This window comes from Rhizobium sp. BK379 (assembly GCF_014193955.1).
Taxonomy (GTDB): Bacteria; Pseudomonadota; Alphaproteobacteria; order Rhizobiales; family Rhizobiaceae; genus Rhizobium.
Genome location: NZ_JACIAD010000010.1, coordinates 107,583 through 120,276 on the forward strand (window position 1 = coordinate 107,583; position 12,694 = coordinate 120,276).

The window sequence follows — 12,694 nt, forward strand, 5'->3', positions numbered from 1 at the left end:
TTCCGCTTACATATCCGGCCGCTCGATTTTCTGATCAGCCAAGGACGGATGACAGAAATTCGCGTGTCCTCTCCGCTTGCGGCGAACCGAATATCTTGTCCGGCGCGCCCTGTTCGCAAATGCGACCCTTGTCGAAGAAACAGACGCGATCCGATACTTCTCGGGCAAAGCGCATTTCATGGGTGACGAGCAGCATGGTCAGATCATGTTCATGTGCCAGTCCGCGGATGACGGACAGCACTTCGCCGACCAGTTGTGGATCGAGCGCCGAGGTCGGCTCATCGAAAAGCAGAACGCGTGGACGCATGGCAAGCGCACGGGCAATCGCCACGCGCTGCTGTTGCCCGCCGGAAAGCTGTACCGGATAGTGGTCCTTCTTATCGGCCAGCCCCACCATCTGCAGCAGTTCAATCGCACGTGCTTCCGCTTCCGCTCGCGCCATTCCCAGTACCCGTACGGGCGCTTCGACAACGTTACGAAGGACCGTCATATGAGGAAAGAGATTGAAGCTCTGAAAGACCATGCCGACGTGATTGCGGATCTGGCGCAGGTGCTTTTCCGAGGCTTGGAAAGGACCTTTGCCGCTCGCCTCGTGGTAGGACGTGCCGGCCAGGGTCAGCGTGCCCTCCTGGAACGGCTCGAGCGTCATCAGGATGCGCAAAACCGTGGATTTACCGGAGCCGGATGGTCCGATCAGGGTGACCTTTTCGCCTTTCGCAACACTAAAATTGAAGTTGTCGAGTACGGTTAGAATACCGAAACGCTTGGTGACGTCGCGAAATTCGATAATGGGTTGCTCGGAGGTATCGGTCATCGCAAGGGTATTCCTGCTTTGGGAAGAGCTCTCTGCAGGCGGTGGAGGCCGGCCGAGCAGATCAGCGTCAGGAGAAGGAAGATCACGCCGACAAGGGTCAGCGGCACAAGGTATTCGAACGTGCGCTCGCCAATCATGTTGGCAAGCCCCATCATTTCGAGAACGGTCACGACGGAAAGAACCGGCGTTTCCTTGATCATGGCGACGAGATAGTTGCCCATGGCCGGCACGATGCGCGGAACAGTCTGCGGAATGACGACATCGCGATACGTCTGCATGCGCGACAGGTTGAGCGCGGTTGCTGCTTCCCACTGCCCGCGCGGTATGGCTTCGATGCCGCCGCGATAGACTTCTGACGTATAGGCCGCATATTGCAGACCGAGCGCCAGTGCGCCGGTGAGGAACGCGGGCAGCACGATACCGAAATCGGGCAGCACGTAGTAGAGAAAGAACAGCTGCACCAGAAGCGGCGTGTCGCGCAGGAACTCGACGATGAGCGCGGTTGTCCAGGAGATCGCGATGACGCGGCTGCGACGCAGCAGTGCGAACACCAGGCCAAGCACCAGCGCGATCCCGAAGCCGGCAGCGGCCGCCTTCAATGTGACCGTCAACCCAATCAGGATGATCGGCAAGATCGAGGTCGTATAAGTGACCCAGGTTGTTGTGTCCCACTCGTAACCATACATCGTTGCTATCCTTACGAATGGCCGCCGCGGGGAAAGACATCGCCGCGTCGTACGAAGTGCTCGATCACGCGAACGGCTGCCATCAGGACAAGCGACATGGCGAAGTAGCACACGAGCGTGACCGAATAGATGCTGGCGCTGTCCAGCGTGATGTTGCGGATGGATTGGGCTGCGAAGGTAAGATCGGCAATCGAGATCAATGACACCAGCGAGGACAGCTTCAGCGTTTCGATGGCGAGGTTGCCGAAGGCCGGCATCATTTCGACGACGGCCTGCGGCAGCGAAATGCGAAAGAGGGTCTGGACGCGGTTGAAGTTCAAGGCCCGGGCGGCTTCCAGCTGCTGCACGGAGACCGACAGGAGCGCCCCGCGGACGATTTCGGCGCCATAGCCGCCGACATGGGCGGCCAATACCAGGATGCCGGTGGTGATCGGATCGAAACTCAGGCCGACCAATGGCAGCGCGTAATAGAACCAGAACAGCTGAACGAACAGTGACGTCCCACGAAATACTTCCGTGTAACACAGCGCGACGGCCGACAGGACCGGTCCTCCCTCGACACGCAGGATGCCGAAGACGAAAGCGAGCAGCGCGCCACAGACGATCGCTGCCACGGTGATCGTCATCGTCACAATAGCGCCGTGCCAAATCATGGGAAGATAGGCTGTCCAGCTCATCTGGCATTCTCTCCGAATGAAAGCAGGTGGCGCCCAGTCCGGGACCGGGCGCCTTTGTCGTTACTTCCCGGCGCAGAGATCGGCGACGTTCTTCTCAGCTGCTGCCGCAATGCTCTGTTCCGATAGACCGTACTTCATGAGGATCTTCTTGTAGTCGTCCGTCTTTCGGAACGCGACAAGTGCAGTGTTGAACGCGTCGCGCAATTCCTTGTCTTCCGGACGGAAAGCAAAGCCGCCATAATTGCGGACCGGCGCGTCCTTGACGATCGGGTCCTTGAACGGCGCGACCTGCTCGACATTGGCTTGATCCTTGGCGAGCGCGGAGACCGTCAGCTCGGTGGCCGCATAGGCATCGACGCGGCTCTGTACAGTTGGGATCGCATCGGCATTCGCCGGAATGAAGACGATCTGGTCGTCCTTGACGCCGACGGCGCGCAGGAAGTCGACATTGTTTGCACCCGAAACCACCGCAACTTTCAAGGACGGGTCTTTGGCGATGTCGGCATAGGTTGTCAGACCCTTCGGATTGCCCTTTTTGACCAGCAGTCCCTCGCCGTAGGACGAGTTGGGTTCCGTAAAGGCGACCTGCTTGCAACGCTCGGGGGAAATGTTCTGCTCTGCGGCGGCAAAATCGAAGCGACGCGCCTTAAGGCCCGGGATGAGCGTGCCGAAAGGTGTCACCGTCCAGTTGATTTCCTCGATGCCCATGGATTTCAGGACGGCATTGGCAACGTCGGGTCCGATGCCGGCAGAGGTGCCGTCCGGCTGCATATAGGAATAGGGGACCTCGTTGGCTGTGGCGGCCCGGATAAATCCCTGCTTCTTGGCCTCTTCGACGGTCAGTGCGCTGGCCGATGTGACGCCGATGCCGAGCGCAAGCGCGGAAAGGCAAATGGTTTTTGAGATGCGCATTCGAATTCTCCTCTGGTTAAGGTTTTGTGGTCCGTTTTCGGATCTCACGTCTTTCGTCTGGTCAGGTTTTCTCCGTGATCGTTGCGATGACGGAAAGGCAGTCGCCGGCCTTGATCAGGCCGGGCACATGGCGGGCCGCGAGCACGCCGTCCATGGCGGCGCGGTATTCGATTGGCGCAACGCCTGTCTTCCCGACGGAATACACACGGGCGACGATTTCGTTCCTTTTGACCGGCTCGCCCAGATCAAGGGCAAAGGCGATAAGTCCGTCGTCCTCGGCAAAGGTGAAGCAGTCGGCCGACGGCATATCCAGCCAGCGGGTCGGCCGAGCGTCGGGCGCGCCCGTCAGGATTCCGGCATGGCGCAGGAGATTGATGGTGCCCTTCCGCGCGATCTCGATCGTGCGCGCACTTGCCGTGCCGGCCCCGCCAAGCTCGGTGGTGACAAAGGTCTTTCCCATTTCCTCGACGGTCGTATCCAGCATGCCGACCGCATCGATCTCCAGCATCCTCATTGAATAGGGGGCAGCGAACGCCGCAACGGCATCGAAACAGCGCGCCTCCTGCGCCTTGTCGGGCAGCTCGTGGGCTGCGGCATAGGGCAGGAAATCGAGCGTCCTGCCGCCGGAATGGAAGTCGAGGACGACGTCGGCGAGCGGTATCAGATGGCGCGTCATATAATCCGCGATCTTCTCCGTCACGCTACCATCCGGGCGACCTGGAAAGCTGCGGTTCAGATTTCCGCGATCGATCGGCGATGTGCGTGTACCGGCCCGGAACGCCGGGTAATTGAGCGCCGGGACTATGATGATGCGTCCGTTGACCTCCGAAGGATCGAGCGATTGCGCCAACTCGAAGAGGGCGGCTGGTCCTTCGTATTCGTCGCCATGATTGGCGCCGGTCAGTAGAGCGGTCGGGCCTTCGCCATTGGCGATGACGCAGACCGGGATCATGATCGAACCCCAGGCGCTGTCATCGCGGCTGTAGGGTAGGCGCAAATGCCCGTGCTGCACGTCCTTCGCGTCGAAATCGACGGAAGGGGCGATTGGCGAGGGACGAGGCGTGCCGGTCAGCATCCCATCAGCCCTTCACGAACAATTGGCGCGGCACGTTCGACAGGCATTCCACGCCTGTTTCGGTGATCGCAATGCTTTCGGTGATTTCGAGCCCCATGTCCTCGAGCCAGAGACCGGTCATGAAATGGAAGGTCATGCCAGGCTTCAGTTCCGTGCGGTCGCCCGGGCGCAGGCTCATGGTGCGTTCGCCCCAGTCCGGCGGATAGGAGAGACCGATCGGATAGCCGGTGCGGTTGTCCTTGATGATCCCGTATTTCTTCAGAACGGCGAAGAAGGCGTTGGCAATGTCCTCGCAGCTATTGCCCGGCCTTGCTGCGGACAGGCCCGCTTCCATGCCTTCGAGCGTCGCCTTTTCCGCATCGAGAAAGGCTTGAGTAGGCTTGCCGAGAAACACGGTGCGCGACAGCGGGCAGTGGTAGCGTTTGTAGGCGCCGGCGATCTCGAAGAACGTCCCTTCGCCCGAGCGCATCGGCTTGTCATCCCAGGTCAGGTGTGGCGCGGAAGCGTCCGCACCCGATGGCAGCAGCGGCACGATCGCCGGATAGTCACCGCCGAATTCATGCGTCCCGCGAATGCCTGCGTCATAGATTTCGGCGACGAGATCGCATTTGCGCATGCCGGGCTCCACGACCTCGACAATGCGCTTGTGCATCAGCTCGACGATCTTGCCCGACTTGCGCATGTAGTCGAGCTCGGTCGAGCTCTTGACCGCGCGCTGCCAGTTGACGAGGCCCGCCGCATCCTTGAAGCGGGCGTTGGGCAGATGCTTTTGCAGAGACGCGAAGGCGGCCGCCGAGAAATAGTAGTTGTCCATCTCGACGCCGACAGTCAGGCTCGACCATTTCCGCTCATCGATGATCTGCGCCAGGAGATCCATCGGGTGGCGCTCGGTCGACTGGACGTAGTGATCCGGGTAGCCGATAATATTGTCATGGTTCAGATAGGCGGTGCGCTTGGCGCCATTGGCATCCTGCTTGCGACCGTACCAGATCGGCTCGCCGCTCGGCGGCACCAGAACGCATTGATGCACATAGAAGGACCAACCGTCATAGCCGGTGAGCCAGTGCATGTTGGACGGATCGGTGACGATCAGGAGATCGATCCCCGCCTTTTCCATCGCCTGACGGGTCTTCGACAAGCGCGCGGCATATTCCTCGCGCGTAAAGTTCAGCGTCACGCTCACGCTGCATCTCCCATTTTGATGTCGTTTTCGATCGTCCGGCCGCTTCCTGCGTCTCTTGCGCGGGCAAGTGCCAGATTGGCGATGGCAGTGTCCTGCACGCCTGTGCCTGTGAGGTCTGCGAAGGTGATTTCGTCTGCGCTCGACCGACCGACCGCCGTGCCGGCGATCACGGTTCCGAGTTCGGCAAACTGCTGGTCCAGCGTCACTGCGCCGGCCTTGATGGCATGGTGCAGTTCGCCGAGAATGCGGGTCTGCGAGAGCCGATCTGCAACGTAAGCGGCGCGAGCAAAGACGGCGGGGTCGATCTCGTTCTTGTGCTCTGCGTCCGACCCCATTGCTGTCAGATGCTGACCGGGTTCAAGCCATTCGGCCATCAGGATCGGCTTTTCTGCCGGTGTCGTCGTGACAACGATATTCGCGCCTCGGATGGCTTCACGCGGATCGGCAATGGCGGCGACTTCGATTGCGTGGTCGCGCGCCAAATCGGAAGCGAGCGTATTGGCCTTTGCGCGGTCGCGTGCCCAGATCCGGGCCGATTTGATCGGCCGCACAAGCATGAGAGCTTCAAGCTGCAGTCGCGCCTGCATGCCTGCACCGAAGATCGTGGCAACGTGGGCGCCTTCACGCGACAGATGGCGTGCGGCGACCGCACCGGCCGCTGCCGTGCGCACATCCGTCAGATAGCCATTGTCGAGAAGAAGGGCTTCGACCAGCCCGGTCTTCGCGCTCAACAGGATCATCAGTCCGTTGAGGCTTGGCAGGCCGATCTTGGGATTATCGAAGAATCCGGGGCTGACCTTAATGGCGAAACCGTCGAAACCCGGCACATAGGCCGTCTTGACGTCCACCTCGCCACGAAACTCCGGAATGTCGAGGCGCAGGATCGGCGGCATGGCAACGGCTTTGGTCGCGAGCGCAGCGAAGGCCTGTTCGACACAATCGACCGCGGAGACATCGAGCTTGACGACAGCGCGAAGGTCTTTTTCCATCAGAATGCTGATGCGGCTCATGTGGCAGCCTCCGCGAGGATTCTCTGGTGCAGGGCCGGGTCAATGTTGCCGCCCGAGATGATGAGAGCGGCAGGGCCGGAAACTGCGATCTTGTTTGCGAGTATGGCGGCAATACCGACCGCGCCGGCACCCTCGACGGTCATGTCCTCCTGTCTCGCCGCATGTCGGATCCCCTCGGCGATCTCGTCTTCAGTGAGAAGGACGATATCGTCGAGCAGATCGCGGCAAAGCGTGAAGGTCACATGGTTTGAAAGACCGATGCCGCCGCCCAGCGAATCCGCCAGCGTTTCCTCCTCTCGGATCGCGACAGGCTTGCCGGCGGCGATCGCCGCATGCATAGCCGCGCCACGCTCCATCGATATACCGATGACGCGAGCTTGCGGCTTCAAGGCCTTGATGGCAACGGCAACGCCGCCAGCAAGACCACCGCCGGAAAGAGGCACGAGCACGGTTGCGAAATCGGGAAGGTCCTCGACAATTTCGAGGCCGATCGTGCCTTGACCGGCAACGACGTCCGCATCGTCGAAGGGCGGGATCGGCGTGAGGCCACGGCTCTCGGTCAGGCGCTCGGCTTCCACCTGAGCATCGTCCTGAGATATGCCGATGATGCGGATCTCGGCGCCCAGCGCGCGGATCGCTTCGACTTTGTTGACGGGAACGAGCGATGACATGCAGATGGTGGCGGGAACGCCGAGTTCGCGTGCGGCATAGGCGACGGCGCGACCGTGATTGCCTGTCGAGGCAGTGACGAGACCACGCTTGCGTGCCGCGTCATCCAGCGAGAGGATCGCGTTCATCGCGCCGCGCAGCTTGAACGCGCCGATCGGCTGGCGTGTCTCGAGCTTGAGATGGACGGGCTGACCGGTGCGCTCAGACAGAGAACGGGAGTAAACGAGCGGCGTGCGCATCACCCGGCCGAAGATGCGAGCGGCAGCCCGCTCGATGTCCGCCAGCGCGACTGGCAGCACCTTTTCCTCGGTCGATCTGGACAGGAATTCGCTCTTCATGATTGTCATGTTGGGAGCGAAGTAAAATCATGTCAATTATTATATTGTAATGATTCAATGATTATCTTGGGCGGGCTCTACCCGATGGCGCCGATGTCATAGACCGGTGGCAATTGCTCGAAGGCCTGCCGTACGATCGTCAGTGCCCTGGCCAGGCTTGCATGGTTCATGCGTCCGCCCAAACAGATGCGAATGCCACCGCCATGGCCGGGGCCGGCAATGAAAGGTTCGGACGGCGTGACCGCGACATTCTGGTTGGTCAGTGAACGAACCAGCCCGTCCTCGGTCCAGTACGGCGGAACCTTGAGCCAGGCGCAGAGCGAGAGCGGATGACTGGAGGCGATATGGTCTCCGAGGATTTCACTGGCGATAGTTTGGCGCGCTCGCGCTTCGTCACGCTGGATTTCGACCAACCGCTGCGCCGTGCCGTTCTCGACCCAACGCGTGGCGATTTCGCCGGTCAGATAGGTGCCGCTCCAGCTCGACACACGCAGGATCGAGGCGGCGCGAATGGAATAGGCGGGTGGAACAACGAGATAGCCAACGCGCAACCCCGTCAGCACCGCTTTGGTGAAGCTCGTGACGAAGAAGCCGAGTTCGGGCAGCATCTCAGTGATCGACGGCAGGTCTTCCTCGATCAACGGGCGATAGACCTCATCTTCGATGACAAAGATATTATAACGTGCCGCAATCGCGGCTATCTCGCTCCTGCGGGCCGCGCTCGTGACATGACCTGTCGGATTGTTGAGGGTCGGGATGAGCACCAGGGCTCGGACACCGCCTGCAGCACAAACGGCCTCCAACGCATCGGGCAAAATGCCTTCACTATCTGTCGGCAAACCCTTCAGGCTGAAGCCAAGGACGTTCGAAAGCCCGATGATGCCGTGATCGGTGAGATTCTCACACAAGACGACGTCTCCGGAGCGGACAATGCAGCTCAAGGCGAGAAAAATGGCATGGGCGGCACCATTGGTGACGAGGATGCGCTCTACCCCGGCAGTGACCCCGAGCATGCGCAACCAGGCGCGCGCCGTTTCTCGGTGGCGATCAAGGCCCGCCACGGGGCGGCACGGGCGCATGAAGCTTGCATTGTCGCCATCGGCGAGCTCGCGAAGAATCTCGCGCGATGCGGTCTCATGTGCATCGAGATAGACGCCGCGGATAATGGAAAGATCGAGCACCTCGTTGGCGCTATGATCAAGCATCATGCGCCCGGCCCGGTCCGTAACCCGTGTCTTCACGAAAGTGCCGCGACCGATCTCACCGCTCAGATAGCCGAGCCGTTCAGCCTCCTTGTAGGAGAGGCTGACGGTCTGGACGGAAAGGCCAAGTTCACGCGCCAGATCGCGATGCGTCGGCATGCGATCCATTGGCTTGAGCACACCGGCATCGATATCGGTGATGATGCGCTCGGTGAGGACTGCATGCTTCGTCTCGCCTTTTTGCTTGGCGAGGCTTGGTCGCCAGACCACCGGCTTCGTCGCCGTTGTCGGAGAAGCGTTCAGCGGATTGGCTTGACGTCGCATGAAATTGTCTCGTTTTGAGTACGATCATTTCATGACATTATGCACGCTTCTTCTGAAAAGATGAAGCGCTATGCATGTCGAGCCGTGATTGCTTCAGAAATAATCACAATCATCGCGACTTTGTTCGCAGATCGGCAGTTGCGGGCGAGAGTTTCTCGCCCGCCGGCCATGCTTCCATCAGATCTTCTCGCCAGCCTTGATCAATTCGTCCATCACGGAGCGGACGGCGGATTCAGCAATGGCGACGATTTCGTCGACTTCGTCCTTCGTCGTGACGAGCGGCGGGGCAAAACCCAGGATATCGCCATGCGGCATGGCACGGGCAATCAGCCCCCGACTGCGCGCCGCCTTCGAGATCCGTGCACCGACAGTCATGCCGGGCGCAAAGCGTGTCTTCCTTTCCCGATCGGCCACGAATTCGATGGCGCCCATCAGGCCGACGCCTCGCACTTCACCAACGATCGGGAGCTGAGCAAACTTGGCCTTGAGCTGCTCCTGGAAATAGCTGCCGACGGTGCGGGCATTCCCCGGCAGATCCTCCTTCTCGACGATGTCGAGAACGGCGTTCGCCGCTGCGGCGCCGATCGGGTGACCTGAATAAGTGTAGCCATGCGAGAAAGAGCCGACGCGATCAGCCCCTTCTTCCATCACCTTGTAGACCTTTTCGCCAACGATTGCGCCCGACAGCGGAAAATAGGCGGAGGTGAGACCCTTGGCGACGGTGATCAGGTCGGGTTCGATGCCGTAATGCTGCGATCCGAACATCGAGCCGGTGCGTCCGAAACCGGTAATGACTTCGTCGGCGATGAGCAGGATGTCGTATTTCTTGAGGATCTTCTGTACCTCCTCCCAATAGCCCTGTGGCGGCGGCGTGATGCCGCCGGTGCCGAGCACGGGTTCGGCGATGAAGGCACCGATCGTGTCCGGGTCTTCACGCAGGATCAGGGCTTCGAGCTCGTCAGCGCGGCGTTTGGAAAACTCGCGTTCCGTTTCGCCGGCTTCGGCGCCCCAATAGAAATGCGGTGCACAGGTGTGGATAATGCCCGCACGCGGCAGGTCCATATGGTCATGGTAGAAACTCATGCCGGTCATGGAGCCGGAGACGACGCTGCAACCATGATAGCCCCGTTCGCGGGAGATGATCTTCTTCTTGTTCGGCTTGCCGCGCAGGTTGCTGTAATACCAGACGAGCTTGGCTTGCGTTTCGTTGGCGTCGGAGCCTGACATGCCGTAGAAAATCTTGCTCATCTTGCCGGGCGCCATTTTCACCAGCCGATCGGAAAGGATCGCGAGCTCATCCGTCGTGTGGGCGGCATAGGTGTGGTAGTAGGCGAGGCGATAGGCTTGGCGCGAAATGGCCTCGGCTACCTCGGTACGGCCATAGCCGATATTGACGCAGTAGAGACCGGCGAAGCCGTCGATCAGCTGCTTGCCGTGCGCATCCTGAATACGGATGCCTTTGCCGGTTTCGACGATCGTCGGATCGCCCATCTTGCCGCTGGCGAAATCCTTGAGCTGCGTGAAAGGGTGCAGGACCGAATTACGGTCCATCTCGGCGATCTGATTGGGATTGACGGTCATGGCGCGGATCCTTTCATGCAGCGAGGTTGCCGAAGCAGACATATTTTGCTTCGAGATATTCCAGGAGGCCGTGGCGCGAACCTTCGCGACCAAGGCCCGATTGTTTCCAGCCGCCGAATGGTATCGGGGCGCCGGTGAATTTCGGTGTGTTGACGGCGATCATGCCGTATTCGAGCCGGTCGGTCAGACGCATCGCGCGGCTGAGATCGTTGGTGTAGACGTAGGCAGCCAGCCCCATTTCCGTGGCATTGGCACGTGCGAGCACTTCCTGCTCGTCATCGAAGGGCAGTATCGCTGCGACCGGGCCGAAGGTCTCATCGCGGGCAATCAGCATCTCGTCAGTGACATCGGCGAGCACGGTCGGTGTCACGAAATTGCCGCCAAGCGGGCTGTCCTGTCCGCCGCAGACGAGACGCGCACCGGCCGAAAGCGCCTGCGCGATCTGCTGGCGGCATTTTTCGGCAACCGAAGCGCGCGTCATCGGCCCGATATCGGTGCCGGCTGCAAGGCCATGACCGACGTTGAGCTCCATGGTCGCCCTGGCGAAGGTTTCGACGAAACGATCATAGTGCCCACGCTGGACGTAAATCCTGTTGGCGGCGAGGCAATCCTGTCCCGACGTCGCGAATTTTGCGCCCACACAGCCCCTAACAGCCTTGGAAAGCTCGGCGTCGTCGAACAGGATGAAAGGTGCGTGGCCGCCAAGTTCCAGCGAGGCCTTCTTCACGGTCGCCGCCGATTGCGTCAGCAGGATCCTCCCGACTTCCGTCGAGCCGGTGAAGGAAAAGGCACGCACATCCGTGTGTTCGAGCAGGCGGCGCGCAAGCGGGGCCGCCTCCCCGGTGAGAACCTGGAATACGCCGGCGGGCATCCCGGCCTCCTCAGCAAGCTTTGCCAGAGCAAGAGCAGACAAAGGTGTTTCCGGGGCGGGCTTGACGATCATCGTGCAGCCGGCTGCGAGCGCGGCACCCGCCTTGCGGGTAATCATCGCAGAGGGAAAATTCCACGGCGTGATCGCAACCGTCACGCCAAGCGGCTGCATCTGCACTGAAAGGCGGCTGCCCGGCAGGTGGCTCGGTATCGTTTCGCCATAGGCACGCTCGCCTTCAGCCGCGAACCAGTCGAGAAAGTTTGCGGCATAGGAAATCTCGCCAAGCGATTCTGCCAGCGGCTTTCCCTGTTCAGCGGTCATGATGACTGCAAGGTCCTGCGCGTTGTCGCGCATCAACTTGCTCCAGGAACGCAGGATCTGGCCCCGTTCGACTGGAAGCCTGTCACGCCAATCGAGAAAGGCATTTTTCGCGGCGTCGACGGCGGCATCGGCATCTTCGAGCGAGCAGGCCGCGACATCGGCGAGGTGCTCACCGGTTGCCGGATCGATGACGCTGAGCGTCTCTCGCCGGTGTGCCCAGTTGCCGTCGAGAAACGCGCGGCGCTCGATCAGATCGGGTCGTTGCAGGTTTTTCAGCGCAGTGCTGGCGATACCCTTCATGCGGAGCTCCAGGTGGGTTTACAAGGAGACTAGCCGTGCATCATGATCGAGAGGCTGCATTGAATTGACGTTCTGTGCAGGAATTGGGCTTAATTTGCACACTTAACGCAGGATTTCTGCATGACCACTCTCGATAGGGCCGATCGCGCACTGCTTGACGCCGTCCAGAAGAACAACCGCCTAACCTCGGAAGAACTGGCACAGATCGTCAATCTCTCGCCAACTGCCTGTCAGCGACGACTGAAGCGGCTGCGTGAGGAAGGAGTGATCGAGGCAGACGTGTCCATCGTCTCGCCCAAGGCTGCCGGGCGCGGCATCACCATGATTGTTCTTGTCTCTCTGGAGCGCGAACGGGCAGACATCGTCGATCGCTTCAAGGCGGCGATCCGCGCCACCAAGGAAGTGATGATCGGCTACTACGTGACGGGTGATGCCGATTTCATCCTGGTGATTACCGCGAAGGACATGGAGGACTACGAAGCCTTCACACGCAGGTTCTTCTATGAGAACCACGATATTAAGGGTTTCAAGACCATGGTGGTGATGGATCGGGTGAAAGCTGGTTTTTCATTTCCGATAGAAGATTGACTGTCGGCTGTCGCGCCTTCGAACGTATTTTACAACAGCCTTATCGTTCCAAGCCTGCCGATTTGCGGCATCCTCCACCGGTGCCGAGAAGGTGCCGTCCGCCTGAAGGTGACGGCTCTCGACGTTGCAAGACGTGCCCTCAT

At 60.3% G+C, this 12,694-nt stretch carries 12 protein-coding genes; 1 reads left to right on the forward strand and 11 read right to left on the reverse strand.

Features of this window, described 5'->3' with window-relative positions; translation table 11 throughout:
* Positions 1-34: 34 nt before the first annotated feature.
* The 11 genes from ehuA to FHT93_RS32385 all read right to left on the reverse strand — a co-directional run bounded on the left by ehuA (position 35) and on the right by FHT93_RS32385 (position 11,963).
* Positions 35-814 carry an ectoine/hydroxyectoine ABC transporter ATP-binding protein EhuA gene (ehuA, locus tag FHT93_RS32335; protein ID WP_183851180.1) on the reverse strand — a complete coding sequence of 260 codons (780 nt, stop codon included), beginning with the start codon at positions 812-814 and terminating at the stop codon, positions 35-37.
* On the reverse strand, positions 811-1,500 hold the full coding sequence (gene ehuD, locus FHT93_RS32340) for an ectoine/hydroxyectoine ABC transporter permease subunit EhuD (protein WP_183851181.1): 690 nt from the start codon (positions 1,498-1,500) through the stop codon (positions 811-813). The genes ehuA and ehuD overlap by 4 nt, the downstream gene beginning before the upstream one ends.
* A gap of 11 nt (positions 1,501-1,511) precedes the next feature.
* On the reverse strand, positions 1,512-2,177 hold the full coding sequence (gene ehuC / locus FHT93_RS32345; RefSeq protein ID WP_112542096.1) for an ectoine/hydroxyectoine ABC transporter permease subunit EhuC: 666 nt from the start codon (positions 2,175-2,177) through the stop codon (positions 1,512-1,514).
* A gap of 60 nt (positions 2,178-2,237) precedes the next feature.
* The gene (ehuB, locus tag FHT93_RS32350) at positions 2,238-3,089 is read right to left on the reverse strand and encodes an ectoine/hydroxyectoine ABC transporter substrate-binding protein EhuB (protein WP_112542097.1); all 852 of its coding nucleotides are present in this window, start codon (positions 3,087-3,089) and stop codon (positions 2,238-2,240) included.
* A gap of 61 nt (positions 3,090-3,150) precedes the next feature.
* A complete protein-coding gene (gene doeB, locus FHT93_RS32355) occupies positions 3,151-4,164 on the reverse strand; it encodes a N(2)-acetyl-L-2,4-diaminobutanoate deacetylase DoeB (RefSeq protein ID WP_183851182.1) in 1,014 nt (337 codons plus the stop codon).
* Between the two features lie 4 nt (positions 4,165-4,168).
* Complete coding sequence (doeA, locus tag FHT93_RS32360) at positions 4,169-5,347, reverse strand: ectoine hydrolase DoeA (RefSeq protein ID WP_183851183.1); 1,179 nt, start codon at positions 5,345-5,347, stop codon at positions 4,169-4,171.
* The gene (gene eutC / locus FHT93_RS32365) at positions 5,344-6,357 is read right to left on the reverse strand and encodes an ectoine utilization protein EutC (RefSeq protein ID WP_183851184.1); all 1,014 of its coding nucleotides are present in this window, start codon (positions 6,355-6,357) and stop codon (positions 5,344-5,346) included. Before eutC ends, doeA begins: the two co-directional genes overlap by 4 nt.
* Positions 6,354-7,373 carry a hydroxyectoine utilization dehydratase EutB gene (gene eutB, locus FHT93_RS32370; protein ID WP_183851185.1) on the reverse strand — a complete coding sequence of 340 codons (1,020 nt, stop codon included), beginning with the start codon at positions 7,371-7,373 and terminating at the stop codon, positions 6,354-6,356. Before eutB ends, eutC begins: the two co-directional genes overlap by 4 nt.
* Before the next feature lie 68 nt (positions 7,374-7,441).
* Entirely contained in the window at positions 7,442-8,890 is a 1,449-nt protein-coding gene (locus tag FHT93_RS32375) for a PLP-dependent aminotransferase family protein (RefSeq protein ID WP_183851186.1), read from the reverse strand.
* A gap of 177 nt (positions 8,891-9,067) precedes the next feature.
* Entirely contained in the window at positions 9,068-10,471 is a 1,404-nt protein-coding gene (locus tag FHT93_RS32380; RefSeq protein WP_183851273.1) for an aspartate aminotransferase family protein, read from the reverse strand.
* 13 nt (positions 10,472-10,484) lie between these two features.
* Complete coding sequence (locus tag FHT93_RS32385; protein WP_183851187.1) at positions 10,485-11,963, reverse strand: NAD-dependent succinate-semialdehyde dehydrogenase; 1,479 nt, start codon at positions 11,961-11,963, stop codon at positions 10,485-10,487.
* Positions 11,964-12,083: 120 nt separating this feature from the next.
* Here FHT93_RS32385 and FHT93_RS32390 point away from each other — a divergent pair, with 120 nt between their 5' ends.
* Positions 12,084-12,551 carry an Lrp/AsnC family transcriptional regulator gene (locus FHT93_RS32390; RefSeq protein ID WP_112542103.1) on the forward strand — a complete coding sequence of 156 codons (468 nt, stop codon included), beginning with the start codon at positions 12,084-12,086 and terminating at the stop codon, positions 12,549-12,551.
* The last annotated feature ends 143 nt before the right edge of the window (positions 12,552-12,694 follow it).

What these genes read in the sequence shown, in the direction of transcription:
- ehuA (WP_183851180.1), bottom strand. Translation starts at nt 814, where the DNA reads ATGACCGATACCTCCGAGCAACCCATTATCGAATTTCGCGACGTCACC.
- ehuD (WP_183851181.1), bottom strand. Translation starts at nt 1,500, where the DNA reads ATGTATGGTTACGAGTGGGACACAACAACCTGGGTCACTTATACGACC.
- ehuC (WP_112542096.1), bottom strand. Translation starts at nt 2,177, where the DNA reads ATGAGCTGGACAGCCTATCTTCCCATGATTTGGCACGGCGCTATTGTG.
- ehuB (WP_112542097.1), bottom strand. Translation starts at nt 3,089, where the DNA reads ATGCGCATCTCAAAAACCATTTGCCTTTCCGCGCTTGCGCTCGGCATC.
- doeB (WP_183851182.1), bottom strand. Translation starts at nt 4,164, where the DNA reads ATGCTGACCGGCACGCCTCGTCCCTCGCCAATCGCCCCTTCCGTCGAT.
- eutC (WP_183851184.1), bottom strand. Translation starts at nt 6,357, where the DNA reads ATGAGCCGCATCAGCATTCTGATGGAAAAAGACCTTCGCGCTGTCGTC.
- eutB (WP_183851185.1), bottom strand. Translation starts at nt 7,373, where the DNA reads ATGACAATCATGAAGAGCGAATTCCTGTCCAGATCGACCGAGGAAAAG.
- FHT93_RS32375 (WP_183851186.1), bottom strand. Translation starts at nt 8,890, where the DNA reads ATGCGACGTCAAGCCAATCCGCTGAACGCTTCTCCGACAACGGCGACG.
- FHT93_RS32380 (WP_183851273.1), bottom strand. Translation starts at nt 10,471, where the DNA reads ATGACCGTCAATCCCAATCAGATCGCCGAGATGGACCGTAATTCGGTC.
- FHT93_RS32385 (WP_183851187.1), bottom strand. Translation starts at nt 11,963, where the DNA reads ATGAAGGGTATCGCCAGCACTGCGCTGAAAAACCTGCAACGACCCGAT.
- FHT93_RS32390 (WP_112542103.1), top strand. Translation starts at nt 12,084, where the DNA reads ATGACCACTCTCGATAGGGCCGATCGCGCACTGCTTGACGCCGTCCAG.